The 18690-nt window shown below is 65.7% G+C and carries 16 protein-coding genes; 10 read left to right on the forward strand and 6 right to left on the reverse strand.

Going from position 1 to position 18690, the window contains the following annotated elements; genetic code table 11:
• Positions 1–302 precede the first annotated feature (302 nt).
• The 4 genes from ACFYO1_RS26530 (at position 303) to ACFYO1_RS26545 (ending at position 3802) form a co-directional block, all read left to right on the forward strand.
• Complete coding sequence (locus ACFYO1_RS26530) at positions 303–2006, forward strand: TIGR03767 family metallophosphoesterase (RefSeq protein WP_387238579.1); 1704 nt, start codon at positions 303–305, stop codon at positions 2004–2006.
• A gap of 139 nt (positions 2007–2145) precedes the next feature.
• Entirely contained in the window at positions 2146–2316 is a 171-nt protein-coding gene (locus ACFYO1_RS26535) for a hypothetical protein (protein WP_387236344.1), read from the forward strand.
• A gap of 252 nt (positions 2317–2568) precedes the next feature.
• Positions 2569–3030, forward strand: a complete 462-nt coding sequence (locus ACFYO1_RS26540; protein WP_387236347.1) for a DUF6299 family protein — start codon at positions 2569–2571, stop codon at positions 3028–3030.
• Between the two features lie 148 nt (positions 3031–3178).
• Entirely contained in the window at positions 3179–3802 is a 624-nt protein-coding gene (locus tag ACFYO1_RS26545; protein ID WP_387236350.1) for a hypothetical protein, read from the forward strand.
• Positions 3803–3883: 81 nt separating this feature from the next.
• Here ACFYO1_RS26545 and ACFYO1_RS26550 read toward each other — a convergent pair whose 3' ends face one another.
• Positions 3884–4543 (reverse strand): TetR/AcrR family transcriptional regulator, encoded by a 660-nt coding sequence (locus ACFYO1_RS26550; RefSeq protein ID WP_387236353.1) that lies wholly within the window; start codon positions 4541–4543, stop codon positions 3884–3886.
• A gap of 237 nt (positions 4544–4780) precedes the next feature.
• Here ACFYO1_RS26550 and ACFYO1_RS26555 point away from each other — a divergent pair, with 237 nt between their 5' ends.
• Positions 4781–5716, forward strand: coding sequence for a LysR family transcriptional regulator (locus ACFYO1_RS26555; RefSeq protein WP_387236356.1), 936 nt, complete (start codon positions 4781–4783; stop codon positions 5714–5716).
• A 179-nt stretch (positions 5717–5895) separates the two neighbouring features.
• Positions 5896–7728, forward strand: coding sequence for an FAD/NAD(P)-binding protein (locus tag ACFYO1_RS26560; protein WP_387236359.1), 1833 nt, complete (start codon positions 5896–5898; stop codon positions 7726–7728).
• Here ACFYO1_RS26560 and ACFYO1_RS26565 read toward each other — a convergent pair.
• The 5 genes from ACFYO1_RS26565 to ACFYO1_RS26585 form a co-directional block, all read right to left on the reverse strand.
• Positions 7720–10080, reverse strand: coding sequence for a glycoside hydrolase family 65 protein (locus ACFYO1_RS26565; RefSeq protein ID WP_387236361.1), 2361 nt, complete (start codon positions 10078–10080; stop codon positions 7720–7722). The genes ACFYO1_RS26560 and ACFYO1_RS26565 overlap by 9 nt on opposite strands.
• Positions 10081–10084: 4 nt before the next feature.
• On the reverse strand, positions 10085–10846 hold the full coding sequence (locus ACFYO1_RS26570) for an HAD family hydrolase (RefSeq protein ID WP_387236364.1): 762 nt from the start codon (positions 10844–10846) through the stop codon (positions 10085–10087).
• Between the two features lie 49 nt (positions 10847–10895).
• Positions 10896–11162 carry a hypothetical protein gene (locus ACFYO1_RS26575; RefSeq protein WP_387236367.1) on the reverse strand — a complete coding sequence of 89 codons (267 nt, stop codon included), beginning with the start codon at positions 11160–11162 and terminating at the stop codon, positions 10896–10898.
• 329 nt (positions 11163–11491) lie between these two features.
• Positions 11492–11797 carry a hypothetical protein gene (locus tag ACFYO1_RS26580; protein WP_387236369.1) on the reverse strand — a complete coding sequence of 102 codons (306 nt, stop codon included), beginning with the start codon at positions 11795–11797 and terminating at the stop codon, positions 11492–11494.
• Between the two features lie 119 nt (positions 11798–11916).
• Complete coding sequence (locus tag ACFYO1_RS26585) at positions 11917–12468, reverse strand: GNAT family N-acetyltransferase (protein ID WP_387236372.1); 552 nt, start codon at positions 12466–12468, stop codon at positions 11917–11919.
• Positions 12469–12815: 347 nt separating this feature from the next.
• Between ACFYO1_RS26585 and ACFYO1_RS26590 the strand changes: the two genes are divergently transcribed.
• The 4 genes from ACFYO1_RS26590 to ACFYO1_RS26605 all read left to right on the forward strand — a co-directional run bounded on the left by ACFYO1_RS26590 (position 12816) and on the right by ACFYO1_RS26605 (position 18686).
• Entirely contained in the window at positions 12816–14042 is a 1227-nt protein-coding gene (locus ACFYO1_RS26590; RefSeq protein WP_387236375.1) for a Glu/Leu/Phe/Val dehydrogenase dimerization domain-containing protein, read from the forward strand.
• A gap of 883 nt (positions 14043–14925) precedes the next feature.
• Positions 14926–16638, forward strand: coding sequence for an amino acid adenylation domain-containing protein (locus tag ACFYO1_RS26595; protein WP_387236378.1), 1713 nt, complete (start codon positions 14926–14928; stop codon positions 16636–16638).
• Positions 16635–17906, forward strand: a complete 1272-nt coding sequence (locus ACFYO1_RS26600; protein WP_387236381.1) for a cytochrome P450 — start codon at positions 16635–16637, stop codon at positions 17904–17906. Before ACFYO1_RS26595 ends, ACFYO1_RS26600 begins: the two co-directional genes overlap by 4 nt.
• Positions 17907–17909: 3 nt before the next feature.
• Positions 17910–18686, forward strand: a complete 777-nt coding sequence (locus ACFYO1_RS26605) for a thioesterase II family protein (RefSeq protein ID WP_387236384.1) — start codon at positions 17910–17912, stop codon at positions 18684–18686.
• Positions 18687–18690 lie beyond the last annotated feature (4 nt).

Genomic DNA, 18690 nt, shown 5'->3' on the forward strand with positions numbered 1-18690 from the left:
CAACCACCGCCGAGACACGTCCCGGTGCCGCTGGCCCACCATGCGCGGCCGACTCGTGCCCGGCAGCTCATCTCCCGCTTACGCGACCATCCGGCCGCCTACCTGATCGTGACATAACAGCAGGTTTCGCACCAACCCCATTCCATTGCACAACCGCAAGCGTTTCCAGCAAGCAGAAGGTGACATGAAGTCGGTAGTAGTAGGGTTACTGATCGCATTCGCAATTATCGGGACAGTGCTCGCATCTATATTTGTCGCTCTTTTCGGCACATTCTGATTTTTGTCTCGACGAGGAGCGGCAAGTGCACAATGTCAACCGGCGGGATCTCCTCAGAATCGCGGGTTTCGCCAGCATCCTGGCCACCGGCGGCCGCTTGTCCCCGATGGCAACGGCACGACCACTCGTCTCCGACGGTTCGGGAACGACGCTCGACGCTGTCGCCACACCACTCGGTGACCACGGATACCAACGACTCGGCCCCGGACCGGGTTGGCCGACAATCATCCGGAGCGATCTCGCCGAACCACTGCCGAGTCGAGAAGACCGCCGGGTGCCGCTCGCCTCGGTGGTGCAGTTGACCGATGTCCACATCATCGATGCGCAAAGCCCCGCACGATTCGAGTATCTGCACCCCATCAATGGATCGGCGTTTCGTCCGCAAGAGACGCTGACAGTGCAGGGCCTCATCGCACTGGTACATCGGATCAACGCGCTTCGTGCGGGGCCGCATGGGGGGCGCGCCTTCGACGCCGTGATATCCACCGGAGACAACTGCGACAATATGGAGATCGCAGAGCTGGAGTGGTTTCTGACCGCATTGAACGGCGGCAGAATCGCACCCGATACCGGCCTGCCGAACGTGTACGAGGGCGTCCAGAAATTTAGTAGCAACCAGTATTGGAATCCCGACGACCCGATATTCGATCTGTACAAGCAGGCCGGCTTCCCCACCGTCCCGGGCCTACTGGAGGCCGCGATCAAGCCGGTGGACAGCCCCGGTCTCACAACGCCCTGGTACAGCGTCTTCGGTAATCACGACAACTCCGTCAGCGGCGTCGCGCCGTTCGGCATTCCTCCGCTACAAGCGATGTACACCGGCAACCTCAAGTACGTCTCACCGGCCTCCCCGACAGCTCGGGCGGTCAGTGCGGCCATCGATACCGATCCGGCAGCGATCGTGGCAGCGCTGTCCGCCGCCACGGTTCCGCCCCGGCTGGTCACGGCCGACCCTGCTCGCCGACCCCTCTCACCAAGGGAATACATTGCCGCGCATCTCGATCCAGCCCATACCGGGCCGGGACCCCTCGGACACGGCTTTGCTCCAGACGCAGGTGAGACCGGCATCGGTTACTACTCCTTCGAGATCGCACCGCAAGTCGTCGGCATCAGCTTGGACACCGCCAATCGAGCCGGCCTGGTCGACGGTTCCCTCGGCGAAGCGCAGTTCCGCTGGGTCGAGGGGTTGCTGCGCGCGGGGAGCAGCAAGTTCTACGACTCCGCCGGATATTTGACGACCGAGCCCAAAACCGACACCTACTTCCTCATCTTCAGTCACCACACCAGCGCCACCATGGACAATTTGGCCCCGGATCCGGAACGTCCGCAGGAGCTCCGGTACAGCGGAGCCCAACTCATCGAGTTGCTACGCCGTTTCCCTAACGTTCTCGGCTGGGTCAACGGCCACACTCATATGAACAAGATCACGCCATGGCCGGGGCCTACGCCCGAGCAGGGATTCTGGGAGATCAACACCGCGTCGCATATCGACTTTCCGCAGCTGGGACGGATTATCGAGATCACCGACAACCGTGACGGCACAGTCTCACTGTTCTCGACACTCTTCGAGGCGATGAGCCCCTACTCCGTGGATTACGACGACCACTCCCCGCTGGGGCTGGCGTCGCTCTACCGAGAACTTTCCTACAACGACATTCATCGGTCGGCAGACCTGGCCGGCGCGCCGCCGGATCGCAACGTGGAACTCGTGGTCAAAGTGCTGCGGTAATGCGCATCACCGATTTTCGCGGATCCGCCGCCTCCCACCAGGTGCCGGGTGAACTACTTCGTCCCTCCCACCAGGTGCGTTGATCGCCCGTTCATCGCGGGCGATTCGGTGTTGAACGGCGATCCTTACCGTCCGAACCATGACGAATCAGACACCTCCACCATTCGCCGCCCTGCACGAACCTTGGGGCTGGATCAAATCGCTGACCGTGCTGCTGATCGCGACGGTGCTCGCGGTGCTACTCGCGATCGGCGACCTCCTCGGCGGCAGACGGGCGAGCCAAGCCACCGACGTGAGACCTGACGCATGAGTCGGCACTTCCCACGTGCCGAGCTGTCTGGGGATTCGATCGAGGACGGACCGAGGTGTGATGGTGGAGAGCGCAATCAATCACCCGAGACAGGTAATTGCCTGGTGCAGAACATGACTGGGGAACACTTCGCCCAGTCATATTGCTACGGTTGCGAAACGCCCGGGAAGTAGGCCGGGGATGCGGCCCGGCGTCCTGTGGCGACCCTATGAGTGGTCTGAATTCTTTTCCGACATAGAAGGATGCCGTGTCATGGCCGAGTATCCGGGGACCGCCGGACGGCGGGCAACCACGCCCAAGAATTGGATCTTGAAACTGGCCGTCGCCACGGTGGCGGCGTGCGCCGGCACCACGATTCTGGCCGGCACCGCCATGGCCGACCCCACGCTCAAACTCACAATCGACAGCAAACAGCACCTCAAGGACGACGGCAGTGCGCAAATCACCGGCACCTACACCTGCACCGCCGTCGGCCGGGCCAATACCGCCAGGTTCGCCTTCCTGCGACAGGGCGAGATCCAGGGCGACGCGCCCGGCGGACGCGGGTTGGTGACCTGTGACGGCGCCGCACACCCCTTCACCAGCGACGTCGCGGCGCCGGTGACCTTCCCCTACCAGTTCGGCCCCGCCACCGTCGACGTCACCTGGGATCTGTACAGCGCCGACGGCAGCACCGAGGTCAGGCTCACCGATATTCCCGTCACCCTGCAATAGCGAAATTCGGGCCGCACGCGCGGACTCCGGCATCGTCAATACCCCTGACCGGTCGAACTGCGCCGAAACCACTGTGGTTCAAGCATTTTGGCGTTAGCATCATGATTCGGAGGAATGACTCCGAAGAATCCGCTGTCCGGGGAGGAACGTGGATCCCATGACGACAAGTGACGCATCCAGCACACCGCGACGTACCCTGTTGCGTCTCGCGGCGGGACTCGGAATAGCCTCTACCGCAGCGCCTTTGATGATCGAGAAGGCCGCCCCCGCCTCGGCCACCCAGCGCCTGTGGCGACGATGCGCACGGTGTAGCGGGCTCTGGTTCTCGGGTAACGGCACCCGCGGCGGTTGCCCGGCCGGCGACATCTTCGACGGTGGCCACCACGACGACGGAACCGGCGACTTCATCTTGAAGGAAACCCCGGATGGCGGTCAGGGCCAATCCGATTGGTTCTGGTGCCGGAACTGCCAGGGCCTGTGGTTTCAAGGAAACGGCGGATTCGGAGTATGCCCTTCGCCTTATCGCATTCCCGGTCATAACTCCACGGGATCCGGCAACTATCGACTGGAAGACATCACCAATCGGGACGGGCCGGGCGGGACCACCAATTGGCGCTGGTGCCGTAAATGTTTCGGCTTGTACTACAACGGCGCCTCCCCCGGCGCCGCCGGCCTGTGCCCGGCCGACCACCAGCACCACGACGTCGTCGGCAGCGGCAATTACCTTCTCCGCGACCCGGATGCGACGCGACTGCCGAGACCACCCTACTGATCCACCGTCGAAACCCCTCGCACCGATAATTGCCTGAAATGATCTCGGGTCCAGACGGTTCCGCTCAGGCGGCGGCGAGGCTCACCGGTGATCGGTGGCACCGAACAGGTCGACCGTGGCGGTTTCGAGCAGCGGCAGCAGGGCCGGCAAATGCGCGGGGCCGCGGGTTTGCAGGCAGTGACGGACGCGGTCATCGATGCCGCCGATGATGAAGTCGAAGGTCTCGTCCGGCCGGGCGAGGAGCGTGGGTTGCTGTTGGCGAGCCAGGTGGTGGGCTCGGCGCATGCGGTCGGCGAGGATCGCTTGAACCTGGGCTCGTTGGTCGGCGAGTTCGCGGCCGGCGACCAGGGTTTCGACGTGCAGCGCCTGCGCGATGGCGGGGTTGTCGGCGAGCGCGGTGAGATACAGCTCGAGCGAGTCGTGGACCAGCGTGCGCCAGTGGCGGGTGTCCAGCGCTGCCGCGCGCGTGCGGACTTCGGTGTCGAGGGTGGCGATGAAGTAGTCGCAGGCCGCGCGGAAACAATCCTGCTTGTTGGCGAAGAACTCGTAGAAGGTGCGCCGGGAGACGCCCGCGGCGGCGACGATCGCGGCGACGGAGGTGCCGTGGTAGCCGTGGGCCGCGATCTGCTCGAACGCGGCGCGATGCAGTCGTTGGATCTGCGAGGTGACGACGGTGTCGCGCGCGAGTTTGTGCCGCCCAGGAGGTAGCCGGGTGGCCGAACCAGCGTTGCGCGCACTCATCGGAAGCAGCGTATCCGAGATCGTGCAGGCCAGGGCGGCGTCCCTTATTGCGCGTCGAGGGAATGAGAGATACAGTCCCCCATTGTTTAGGTACGACAGTGTTTCCGTTGCGTTCGATCCGCGACGCGGTGCGCCGTGATCAGGACGAACCCCAGGCCGGCGGGCGGTCCTCGAGCTCTCCCGTGACCGGGCCGAATGTGCTGCGAATGAGCCGACGGCTCTGGACAAAGGTTGCCGATGTCTGACTGCCCCCTTCCGACTTCCAACACGATCACGCTGCGCCAGTTCGACTACTTCGTGAGCGCGGTGCAACTCGGCTCGCTGTCGGCCGCGGCCAGGCGATTCGGGATAACACCGTCGGCGATGTCGCAGCAGATCGACGCGCTCGAGTCCACCCTCGGCCAGAAGGTGTTCGATCCACGGTCACGCCGGTCGAGGCTCACCAAGTTCGGGCGGGAGTTCTTCGCCCAGGCCGCCGTTGTGGTCGAGTCCGCCCGGCAAGCAATCGCCATGGGGCACACCTTCGGCGAGGGCATGATGACCGTCGGCGCCACCCCGACCATCGCCCAGAAACTGCTGCCGCCGCTCATCTACCGCCTGCGCCATCAGCAACATATGGACAACGTCGAGGTCCGGGCGTTCGACGACCTCCGCGAGCTCAGCGCGGCGTTGGCCGAGGGCGCCCTCGATCTGGCCGTCGGACCGCTCGAACAGTCCAGCTCGCGGGTGACGCACCGCTTGGGCGCGGAAGAACTCGTCGTCGTCTGCCATCCCGGCCAGCGCGGCAGCTTCGACGGCTCGTGGAAACAGCTGGTCCAGGCGCCGTGGATCCGTTGCGGCGCGAATTCCGATCTCACCGACATCGTCGCGCGCGAGGCCGGCCGGGCAGGCGTGCACGCTCGATTCACCGTCCGCGCACCCGACGTCCCCACCGCGCTGAACCTGGTCGAGCACGGCGTCGGCGTCGCACTGGTACCGAAAATGGCGCTGCACGGATCGGCCAGGATGCTGTCCATGATTCGGCTCTCCCACCCGATTCGCCGGGATGTGACCGTGCACGCACGCGACAAATCCGTCCAGGTCGAGAAGTTCCTCGAGGTCATCACCGACTCGGACCTCATCGGACGGTTCGCGGCCTCGGGCCTGCTGGAGGTCCGGCGGCCGGAATCCTGAAGCAGCGCTTCGCGACACACCGATACCCGGACCGGCGGTGCCGGTTCGGCGCGTACCTGGATCTCGTGCGCGGGTCGCGTGTCGGCTCGCGCCCGTGCGCCATTGCGCAGACTCGAACTGGCGCAAGGGATTACCGTAGGCGGGTTGTCGCGATTTCGAGCTGATGAGGGGTACGGCAGGTGGAGTCTCCACACAGATCTCGGCGAATCGTCGTGGTCGGCGCGGGTTTGGCAGGTACCGCCACAACGATACGGCTGCTGCGGTTCGCCACCGAGCCGGTTGAGATCGTCCTCCTCGAACGCCGGAAAGAACACAGACACGCGGGGGTCGCCTATTTCCCGGCGGGAAATCCGTGGAGCCACGTCTTCAATATCCAAGCGGGCCGGATGTCGGCGTTCCGTGAGGACGTCGACGACTTTCTGAATTGGGCCAACGAGGAAGCCGATCGGTCCGCGTGGTCAGCGGAATGGCGAGACGTCACATTCTTCGAATCGGATCCGGCTCCGCGCCGGCTGTACGCCGATTACCTCGCTCAACGGCTGACCGAAGCCGCCGGGGAAGCTTGTGCCGGCGTCGTCCTGCGGGAGGCAGACGGCGAGATGATCGACCTGGTGCCGTGCGCCGCCGGCGTCACCGCCGTCATCGAAAACCTGTCCTGGCCGGGAAAAGAACCCGGTCTCGGATCGACCACCCTCGACGCCGACCACATTATTCTCGCGACCGGGCCCGAACTGCGTCACCCGCGGTTCGCGGCTGCCGTGCTCGATCACCCGTCCTACCTTCGAATGCCGTACACCGGCGCGGCGGTGGAGCGAATCCGGACGCTTCCGCCGCATGCGGTCGTCGCGATCATCGGCACGATGCTCAGCGCCTACGATTTCGCCGCACTACTGCTACGTCAAGGGCACGCCGGCCCGATCTACATGATTTCGCCGTCGAGCCTGACACCGAGAACATATCCGGCCGACCATCGACATGGGGTCCTGGATATCCCGGCGCCCACCATCGATGTCGAGCGTGGAAGCGCAACGCTCGCCGGTCAATTCGAAGCCGAGTGGCTGCGAGCCTGTCTTTTCGTTGCCGGTCAGCATCCCGAGGTGCATCCCACGGTGATCTCGGAGCGCATCGCGAAATCCTGGGAAGCGCATCTACCCGAAATAATCCGGCACGTTTCCGCCGAGGACTTGCAGACCCTCTTGGCCCGGTACGGCAGCCGTATCGCCACTCTGCGGGTCAGCGCGATGGCTTATACGACCGCACTCGTGGATTCCGCCTACCGCGACAGCGGCCAGGTCCAGGTGATCACCGGCCGGGTCACGGACGTGCGGCCGCTCGGGCAAGACCGATTGTCGCTGACGCTGTCCGGCGGTGGGTCTCCGCGGACCGTGGAGGCGGACCTGGTCATCTCCAACTTCGGCCGCGAGTTCGACTACACCGAGGTGGCTTCCCCACTGTGGCAACGTCTTTTGAGCAGCGGCTTGGCCGTGCCGCACCGAAAGACCGGAAGAGGCGTGGAGGTAGACGAATTCGGCACCTTGCTCATGGCCGATGGTCGCGGGTCCGGAGCGATCTGCGCGGTGGGAGCTCCGCGCGAAGGCGACGAAATAGTCCGGCACGGACGTCTCGGCGCCTTCGGTTTCAATCTGGCGACTATCAAGAACCATTCCGTTTCGGTGGCCGCACATGTGCTGCGCCACCTCGAATCCCGATTCGACAGCAGCGAACCCGACGGCCCGCCAACTCCAGCCCTGGACAACGAGTGGGCCGACCTGGTCTCCCTGGAAATCCAGCGCCTGGCCGCTCGCGAGCGCCGGCGCCGCGCCGAGTACCGAGCGCAGTTGGATCTGAAACTCCGCACGGGTTTGGCACAGTTCGACATCCGCGCATGGTTGTCGGCGATAAACCGAGCAGCCATCGATCGCTTGACCGAGGTGTCCGTGACACCGAGAGAACTACGCGCTCAGCTCGCGCTCGACCACCAGTCCGCAACCTCGGATCGGTCCCTACAGTGACCGATCCCCCGGCCGTTGATACGGCGCGCGCCCGTCCGGGGGTTCCGGTGTCGGTCGAGAGGGCAGGTCGGGGATTGCCAGGGACTGGGGGTCGTGGGCGAGGGTGTGGCGGTGGCCGTGGTGACGGAAGGTCAACGGGTCGCCGGAGAGCAGGCGGTAGACGACTTCCTGGCGGGTGATTTCGACCGATAAACGACTGCCGCGCCACATGATTCGGAACGCGAGCCGGTTCAGCGCCTCGGGAAGCCTTGGGGCGAACTGTAGTTCGCCGTCGCATTCGCGCATGCCGCCGAAACCAGCTACGCAGCAACTCCAGGTGCCCGCGAGTGAGGCTATGTGTAAGCCGCTGGGCACGTTGTGGTGCAGATCGTGCAGGTCGGTCAGCGCGGACTCGACGAAGTAGTCATAGGCCAGGCCGAGGTGACCGACCTCTGCCGCCATAATGGATTGGGCACAGGCCGACAGCGACGAATCGCGGACGGTCAGCCCTTCGTAATAGTCGAAGTTCCTGGCCTTCTGCTCCGGCGTGAACGCGGTGGGGCACAGGTACATCGCCAACGTCAGATCGGCCTGCTTGACCACCTGCTTGCGGTGCAGATCGAAGTACGGATAGTGCAGCAGCAATGGATAGTTATGGGCCGGGGTACCCGCGAAATCCCAACGCGCGTAACGGGTGAAGCCCTCGGACTGTTCGTGCACGTCGAGGTCGGCGTTGTACGGCATGGCCGGATTCTTCGCGCAGTCGCGCCACCGGCCGATCTCGGCGTCGGACACCCCGAGCCGCTGCGCCACCGCGCGGTGCCGCTCACACGCGGCCACCGCGCCCAGCAGATTCCGCTGTGCCATCAGGTTGGTGTAGATGTTGTTGTCCGCCAGCGCCGAATACTCGTCCGGTCCGGTGACCCCGTCGATCCGGAAGATCCCGGCCGAATCCAGATGGCCGAGATCGGCCCAGAATCGCGCGGACTCCACCAAAAGCTCTACGCCGCAACTTTTCTCGAACTGCTCATCCCCGGTCGCCGCGACGTACCTGATGACGGCGTCGGCGATATCGGCGGTGACGTGCACGGCGGCGGTACCGGTCGGCCAGTAACCGGACCCTTCCTCGCCGTTGATCGATCGCCACGGAAACATCGCCCCGGACTGACCGAGCTCGCGCGCCCGCTGCCGCGCCAGATCCAGCGTGGAATGTCGCCAACGCAGCGCGTCCGCCGCGGCCATCGGCACGGTGTGAATCAGCACGGGAAGCACGAAAGTCTCAGTGTCCCAGAACGAATGGCCGTCATAGCCAGGCCCGGTCAGCCCTTTGGCCGGTATCGCCCTGGTCTCGCCGCGTGCGCCAGCTTGCAGCACATGGAACAGCGCGAAGCGCACCGCCTGCTGCATTTCCGGATCGCCGTCGATCTCGACATCGGCACTCGACCAGAAATCGTCGAGGTAGGCACGCTGGCGGGCGAGCAACTCGTCCCAGCCGGTCTCCATTCCCGCCGCCAAAGCCGCGTCGACCTGTGCGCGCAACGCCGGCGTCGAGCGCTGACTCGACCAGCCGTAGGCGAGGTATTTGGTCAGCTTCAGGGTGTCGCCCTTGGCGACGTCGACCGCGATCGTCAATCGCGCCAGATCCTCCTCGGCGTCCACCGAACATCTCGGCTCCGCGGTCGCCTCGAGTTCGTGGTCCATCGCCGCGGCCATCCGCAGCCCGGAGCGCTTGGTGTGATGGGCGAGGACGGCATGGAAATCCCGGGCTGCCGCGAATTCGGCCACCAGCGGCCGGTCGAGCGTCGCCGCGAGTCGCGGATCGTCGCCACGCTTCGCGACCGGCTCATTGGCGAGCAGATCCGATTGAATCACCAGGTCCAGATCGTTATCGATCGGCTCGACCTCGTAGCGAATGGCGGCCAGCGCCCGTTCGGTGAACGAGACCAGACGTTCGGTACGAATACGCACGGACTGACCGGTCGGCGAGGTCCATACCGTGCTGCGCCGCAACGTCCCGGAACGGAAGTCCAGTACCCGCTCGTGTTCTCTGGCCTCGCCGTAGCGCATGTCCATCGGCTCGTCACCGACGAGCAACCGGATGATCTTTCCGTCGGTGACGTTCACCACGGTCTGGCCGTTCTCCGGGTATCCGTAACCCGCTTCGGCATAGGGCAATTCACGCTTCTCGTAATAGCCGTTGAGGTAGGTGCCCGGCTCCCCGACCGGCTCCCCTTCCTCGAAGCTGCCCCGCATGCCGATATGCCCATTCGACAGCGCGAAGATCGACTCCGTACGCCGTAGTGCCTCGAGATCCAGTCCACACCAACGCAATTGCCAAGGATCCACCTCGAAGCCGCGACGGTCCGCACCCATTCGGCTACTCCTTCAGTTCCGACAGGTCGCCGACGACGATATCGGCGCCGGCCTCGGTCAGCTCCTGCCGGTGACTGCCGCCGACCCGATCGACGCCGACGACGAAGCCGAATCCTCCCGTGTGTCCCGCCGCGACCCCGGCGACCGCGTCCTCGAAAACCGCTGCCTGCCCCGGCTGCACCTCGAATCGGGACGCGGCCTCGAGGAAACCGTCCGGCGCCGGTTTGCCGCGCAGCCCCAGCTCGGCGACGACGGTGCCGTCCACCCGAACGTCGACGCTCTCGGCGAGCCCCGTAGTGTCCAGCACCGCAACAGCATTCGCGGACGCGGTGACCACGCCGACCTTCAACCCGGCGGCCCGGACCGCGGCCAGATAGTCGACCGAGCCGGAATACACCTGCACGCCTTCACGATCGATGAGCGACAGCAGCAGCGCGTTCTTGCGATTGCCGATCGCCTGCACCGTCGAATCTCCCGGCTCGGCGTCCGGATCGCCCTCCGGCAGGGTGATCCCCCGCGAGCGCAGGAACTCGCGAACTCCGTCCGCGCGTGGGCGTCCGTCGACATACCGCAGGTAGTCGTCCTCGCTGAACGGCCGAAACTCCGGGCCACCGTGCTTGCGCAGGTAGTCGTCGAACACCTCGCGCCACGCTCGCCGATGCACCGTCGCCGTATCGGTCAGCACACCATCCAGATCGAACAGCGCGACCGATATCGAGTCGGGTAAGCCCAGCCGACCACCCTGGCCGTCCCGCGATGAGGTCATGCCGGGACGTTACCCCGTCGATCGGTACGGAAACTGTGGCACGCGCCGCTCAATCGCGTACGGCCCCTGCCGAGATGGCGATATAGATGAGCGTGATCGTCATGAGAAACCAGCCCGCGCCCTGCCAGGTCACCCACGAACCGCCGCGCCGCCACACCCGATACGTGGTGCCGAATGCCCCGAGGGTGCCGGCCAGCAGGATGGCCGCGGGCACGACGGAGACCAGATACCTGGGGTGACTCGCACAACCGGCGCAGTCGGCTCGGCCGACCCACGCTCCGATGATCACCATGGCGACGAGCGCCAGCACTACCACGCCGCCGACGAACAACCCCGCGTGACGATAAGCCCGGCTCCCCCGGTCAGTGTCCGGGGTCGGACGGCCTCGGCCGCTCACCGCGGCGCCTCGGCGGGTCGCCAATATACACAGGTCACAGCCACCGCGTACCCGCGATCTCGCGAGTCATGCATGCGGGCCGCGCTGCCCGCGCGCCGCTTCGCCGTCGGCTTCGACCGAGTCGGACCCGGCGACCAGGCTGAAACGCTCGATCGCGTCCCGGCTCGCACCCACGGTCCGGCCCGGGGAGCATGGCTCGCCAACGGCCCGCTCCAGGTTCCGGCATCCCGCCCAGGAGCACGGGCATTTCACTGACGACCAGGTCCTCGGCGCGCCGTTTGCGAGCGACGCTCGGCCGAACCCGACAGGTCGGTGCCCGCCGCCAAGAACGGCAGGAACTGGGACAGGAATTCCTCGACGCTAGGTAACGCCAGAATGCGGGTCACCGCGCCGCACACCGTAATCAGCTGCGCGACAGCGGGCACGGTATCGATGCCGCCCGCGACTGCGACGACGGGGATGAGCGAGGCGAGTGCGACGAGCACGGCGAAGACCGTGCGCGCGGTGGCCTGCCAGGGGTGGGTGACCTGGGTAGGCATGACAACATCCGGCATGATGAATCTCCTTCGTAGGCCGTCGATGCAGGATGGCGTATCCATGCCCGGTCGGAAACCGACTGTTCCGCGCCGCCGAACGACCCAGGAGTATTCCGCTCTCGGCTCCCGGTCCGTTGTCAGCCCAGCCGTTTCGCCATCTCGTCCATCAACGGCCAATCAGCGACAGGCCGGGCCTGCCCGATGACTCGCCACCCCCACGACGCATAAAGCTCCCCGGCCGGGTTCTCGCGCCGCACCAGTAGGTAGGCGAGCCGTTCGGGCCGTTCGGCGAGGACCGCGTCGTGAATGATCCGCCCGTAACCCTGACGCTGATGGTCCGGGTGAACGGAGAACTCTCGGAAGATGTAGACCGGCGCGTCCGCGGCTTCGGCGGCGAGTTCCGGAAAGACTTGCGCCGCTTTGGCTCTGGCTTCGGCCGGCCGTCGATACGGGGTGCCGAAGGCATAGCCGGCTATCCGGCCGTCACGCCACCCGGCGACCAGTTCGAAACCGGGGACCGGCGCATACAGCTGCTCGAGTCGTGCCCAGAAGTTCGCCGGGCAGTACCAAGAATCGCCCTGCCGGGACCGGTGGGCGGCGAGATAGACCGCCTTGATCTCGTCGGCGTGCCGCGGTATTTCCGACGAGGTGTATCGGACGACTTTCAGTACCGTCTCATCGGTGTTCACGCTTCGATCGCCTTTCGTGCGGCCATGCGTCAGAGCTTGCGGGTGACTGTCACCGGTCACCACTCGACGAGGGTAGTCAGGCGACGGCCAGAGGCAGTACTTCCCCCGCAGAGCGGGGATCGGCCGGATGCACCGCACTAGGCTAGGCATCTTGCCTCGCAATAGTGCGGTTGCGGCAGGCATTCTGTGCAGGTTGCCCGGCAGTGACTAGGCAGGTTGCGCGGAAATCATCCGGAATTCACAGTTGCTGACACAGCGGGTGCCGTCCGGCTCGGATCATGCTCGAGTTGGGTTGCCGCCCTGCCCCTTTGGTCGACGGCACATTCCGGACGGTGAGGAACACGCAGATGAAGAACCTACTTTTCCAGTTCGAGGAGAAGGCGCCCGAGATCGTGTTCGAGTGGCAGGACTCCGAGACCACCGCGAAGGGCTGGGTGGTGATCAACTCGCTGCGCGGCGGGGCGGCGGGCGGCGGAACCCGGATGCGCCGCGGACTCGATCGCAACGAGGTCGAATCGCTGGCGAAGACCATGGAAATCAAGTTCACCGTGTCCGGGCCCGCGATCGGCGGCGCGAAATCGGGGATCGATTTCGACCCGCGTGATCCTCGCAAGGGCGAGGTGCTCAGCCGGTGGTATCGGGCGGTCGCACCGCTGCTGAAGGCTTATTACGGAACCGGCGGCGATCTCAATGTCGACGAAATGGCCGAGGTCGTCCCGATCACCGAGAGTTACGGGTTGTGGCATCCGCAGCAAGGCGTGGTCAACGGGCACTACGGCGCCGACGATCGGGAACTCGTCCAGCGGGTGGGCCAGCTGCGACTGGGTGTGGCGAAGGTGGTCGAGGATCGGCGCTTCACCCCCGATCCGAATGGCAAATACACTGTCGCGGACTTGATCACGGGCTGGGGCGTAGCCGAATCGGTCCGCCATTTCTACCGGATCTACGGTGGCGATATCGCCGGGAAACGGGTGATCGTCCAGGGTTGGGGCAATGTCGGCGCGGCCGCCGCCTACTACGCGGCCCAGGCCGGGGCCCGGATCGTCGGCATCATCGACCGCGACGGCGGTGTGCTGAATCCGGCTGGCTACACCCTCGAGCAAACCCGAGAGTTGTTCTTGGCCAAGCAAGGTAACGCGCTGCGCGCCGACGACGCGCTGCCGTTCGACGAGGTCGACGACCGCATCTGGAATCTCGGCGCCGAAGTGTTCCTACCGTGCGCCGCGTCCCGTCTGGTCACCCACGACCAGATCGATCGCATGACCTCGAACGGCTTGCAGGTGATCGCCAGCGGCGCCAACGTGCCGTTCGCCGATTCCGAGATCTTCTACGGCCCCATCTACGAACACGCCGACAAGAGCGTCGCCGTGGTCCCCGACTTCATCGCCAACTGCGGCATGGCCCGCGCCTTCGCATTACTGATGCAAGGCGACGTAGAAGTCTCCGACGAGGCGATCTTCGGCGACATCTCCACCACCATCGCCACCGCCCTCGACCGCTGCCACTCCCGCTCCCCCCTCACCACAAACCTCGCCAGCACCGCCTTCGAAATCGCCCTCGACCAACTCGTCTAGGACCGGGTCGAGTCAGGTCGCGGACGTACTCCGCCGAGATCAGGCCTGTTTAATGGTCCGTGCGTCGGCCGCCGACGCACGACCAGCTTCCACCAGCCAACGCACTCGACTCGACGAGGCGGCGGTGGCGACGAGCCGGAACGACTGCCGCGGACCACGGTCGGCGGAACTGCTCGGGGCCACCACCGGCTCGTCGCCGAACAGCCGGCGCTGCCCGTAGCCCTCGCGCGCTGATCGGTGCCGTACCGCGGGGCAATTAATCGGTCGAAATCCTCCGTTTTCGCCTGCATAAGATACCGACCAGTCGCCTATAAAGAAGACGTGTCAGTATTACCCCCGAAAACTACGGTCTTGTAAGAGATTATTCCGACTTATATGGCTAGGGCGGTATTCCAGCGAAAATTGAGGCATTATTGAGTGTTACCGCTGTGTGATGCAAGTCACATATGAATTTTGTTGCCGCTACTTTGTAAGATCGACTGTAATGATTTCACTCGGAACCAGGGGAACACCAAGCTCTCACAGGGGGTGAGATATGCACGGACTTTCCGGACGGAACATTCCGGTGCCGGTCGAGGCACCGCGGTTCGGACAGTCCCGAACCTGACTAGCTTCGGCCGCGCTACCAGCGCGAATGCCGAGCTCTACCCGTTCTGATGTCGTCCCACATCGCCCTGGGCCGACGTCAGCGAACTCCGCGGAAAAGCCGCGACCGCCATCTTTGGTCGTGCTGTCCGCAAATATCCAGCACCGGGTTTATTAGACTTTCCACGCCCGGTGAGATTTCTCTGCGCGAAAGTCTCGGGCGATCCCCGGGATTGTGAGGCTGACTGTGAACGAACACGCTCTTACATCCCCGCCGGTTATCGGCGAACGATTCACGTTGCTGGCGGAACAGCACCCGGAACGGGTAGCGGTTATCGGCGACGGCGGCCAACTCAGCTATGCCGAACTCGACCGGCGATCCGACGCACTGGCCCGGCATCTGCAAGAGTCCGGCGTACGCCCGGGCGACATCGTCGCAATTGACGCCCGACGCCGAATTACCACCATCGTCGGCTTGCTCGCGATTCTGAAAGCGGGCGCCGGCTACCTCGCACTCGATGAACGCTCGCCCCGCCGGCGCCGCGAACTCGTGCTGCGCCGATCGAACGCAAAGATCGTCCTGACCCACGACGGACAGACGCGAGACCTGCCCGCGGACCTCACCGCGGTCTCGCTGGACGTGGACCGGCCCGACACCCCGCCCGCACCCGTCACCATCACCGGGCTGCACCCGGCCTATCTCGCCTACACCTCCGGCTCCACGGGCACGCCCAAGGGCGTGTGTATCCCGCACCAGGCAGTGGCACGCCTGGTGGTCGATACCGACTTCATCGCGGTGACGCCCGACGACGTCTTCCTCCAGTTCGCCCCGATCGCGTTCGACGCCTCGACTCTGGAGATCTGGGGAGCCCTGCTCAACGGCGCCCAACTCGTCCTCGCACCCGCCAGGGAACTCTCGATCAGCGACTTGACCAAACTCGTCGGCCACTACCGGGTGACCGTCCTCTGGTTGACCGCGGGCCTGTTCCAGCAGGTCACCGACGCCGGTCTGGACGAACTCAACGGCCTGCGCTATCTGCTCGCCGGCGGCGACGTCCTGTCCCCCGCACACGTCCGGCGCGCCGTGGCCACCCTCACCGGCACCACGGTGATCAACGGCTACGGACCAACCGAGAACACCACCTTCACTTGTTGTCACATAATTACCGACGAACCGTCCGGTCCGGTTCCGATCGGCCGACCGATCCAGGGCACCGCGGTCCGGGTGCTCGACGCCCACCTCGCGCCGGCCGAGGACGGTGAGCTGTATGCGGCGGGAACCGGTCTGGCACAAGGATATTGGCGAGATCCCGCGCTCACTGCGGCAACCTTCGTCGCCGATCCGGCCGCCGAGATCCCCGGCCGGCGCATGTACCGCACCGGCGATCTGGTCCGGCGCCGAGCGAGCGGCACCCTCGACTACCTGGGCCGAGCCGACCAGCAGGTGAAGATCCGCGGATTCCGCATCGAACTCGGCGAGGTCGAGTCGGCGATCGCCGCGCTGCCCGGCGTCGCCGAACTCGCGGTCGTCCCACAGGACCAGCACAGCGGCGGAAAACGCTTGGCCGCCTGGATCGTCGGCGAGCCTGACCACGCCCTGTCCACCCTCGACATCCGCCGCGCTCTCACCGAAGCGCTCCCGGCCTACGCGGTCCCGACGCTGATCCGGATCGTCGACGCACTCCCGCTGACCGCCAACGGCAAGATCGATCGGAAAGCCCTGGCGGCCGACCGACCCACCGAACGCCCACAGCTGACCATGGCCTATCGCGAGCCCGGCACCGCGATGGAAACGGCCGTGACCACGCTCTGGAGCGACCATTTCGGCATCGCCGGCATCGGCGCGGACGACGACTTCTTCGAGCTCGGCGGCCACTCGCTGCTCGGCGTCCGGATCACCGCCGACCTCGAACGCGAGTACGGCGTCGCCGTCTCGCCGGTCACCTTCTATCTCGATCCGACCCCCGCCGGCCTGGCCACGGCCGTCGAGCAGGGACGGCCGACCGCGTGAAAATCAGCACCGACGTGCCCGCGGCCGTCGACCTGGCTCAGATCAACCTGTTCGATCCCCATTTCTTCGCCACCGGCGATCCGCATCCGGTGTGGGCGGCCATGCGCGTCGACGCACCCCTGCATCGCCAGGTGCTGCCCGATGGGCGGTCGTTCCGGTCGGTCACCCGGCATGCGGATGCCTGCCGGGTGCTCGGCGACTATCGTGCCTTCACCTCCGAACGCGGCAGCGTGCTCACCCAGCTCGGGCACGGCGACATCTCGGCCGGCAAGATGCTCGTATCCACCGATCCCCCACGGCATTCCGAGTTGCGCCGACCGCTGCAACCGAAGCTCTCGGTACGCACGATCGCCGCGTGGCAGGACCGGATTCGCGCCGTGGTGCACCGGTTCCTGGCCCCGGCGTCGACCGGTGACGCCTGGGATGTCGCACAGCGGGCATACGAACTGCCGATGACGGTGGCCGGCGCGCTGCTCGGCGTCCCCGAGGCCGACTGGGACAAGCTGGTGCAGTGGACGGCGATGGCCGCGGCGCCGGAGGATCCGGAGTTCCAGGTACGCAACGGATTCGCCACGCTGGCCATCGCCCACCACCAGCTGTTCGACTATTTCGCCGCGCAGGTCAAACGCCTGCGCGACAGCGAACCGACCGCAGATCTGCTCGGGCACATGGTGAGCATGGACGCCGGCGGCGCCCCGCTCACCGACGAAGAGGTCATCTACAACTGCTACAGCCTGCTGCTCGGCGCGAACGCCACCACGCCGCACACGGTCAGCGGCACCCTGCTCGCGCTGAGCGAGCACCCGGACCAGTGGGATGCCGTGCGCGCCGACCCCGCCCTGATCCCCCGGCTCGTCGAGGAGGGCCTGCGCTGGACCTCGCCCGCCAACAGCTTCCTGCGCTACGCCAGCACCGACACCGAGCTGAGCGGCGGGCTGGTCGAGGCGGGTGAGGCGGTCGCGGTCTGGATCGGTTCGGCCAATCGCGACGAATCGGTGTTCGCCGACCCGTACCGTTTCGACGTCACCCGAACCGACAACCGCCACATCGCCTTCGGCCACGGACCGCACTACTGCCTCGGCGCACCGTTGGCGCGGTTGACCTTTCGGGTGCTGTTCGAGGAGCTGTTCGGGCGGTGCACCGGCGTCGAGCCGGTCGCGCCGCCGCAACACCTGGCCTCCGTCTTCATTGCCGGGATGACGCACTTCCTGATCCGGACCCCGATGAACCAGTCCGGCGAAAGCCGGCACTTCAACGAAGGGATGTAACTCGTGACTTCGGATACCACCCTCCGCGACACCACACCGCTGACCCGCTGGCTGCTCCGCCTACCCGACGACGACTCGACCGCCCGGATCTTCTGCTTCCCGTACTCCGGCGTCGGCGGGTCCATGTTCAACCAATGGCCGCGCCGCATCGGGGGCATCGAGGTCTGCTCCATCCAGCTGCCGGGACGCGAAAACCGGCTCCGGGAACGGCATTACGGCACCTACGAAGATCTGGCCGAGGTGCTCGCCGAACAGCTGCTGCCGCACCTCGACCGGCCGTTCGCCTTCTTCGGGCACTGCGCCGGCGCGCTGCCCGCCTTCGAAACCGCCCGGCTGCTGGCCGAACGCGGACTCCCGACGCCGCAGCAGCTGTTCGTCTCCGCGCAGGTCGCGCCGCACGACTGCCCGCACGATCGATTCCTGGACATGTCCGATGACGAGTTGCGCGCGGAGCTGGAATTCCTCACCGCCACCCGCGGCGGGCTGGTGCACCCGCAGTTGATCGAGCTCGGCCTGGCCATCCTGCACGAGGATCTGACCGCCAATCGGGTCTATCGCAGGTCCGCGCCGATCGAGGTGCCGTTCCCGATCACCGTGCTGCACTGGTCCGAGGACCCGGAGGTCACCGCGGCGGAACTGCGCGGCTGGCAGCACTATTCGGCCGACGTCCGCTTCCCGGTGGTCGAGGGTGGTCACTACGACTTCCTCAGCGCGCCGGAACCGTTGCTGGCACATCTCTGCGAACCGTTCGCGCACGCGCACGGGACGTGCCAATGCTGAAAAC

The organism is Nocardia sp. NPDC006044, assembly GCF_042871115.1.
Classification (GTDB): Bacteria; Actinomycetota; Actinomycetes; order Mycobacteriales; family Mycobacteriaceae; genus Nocardia.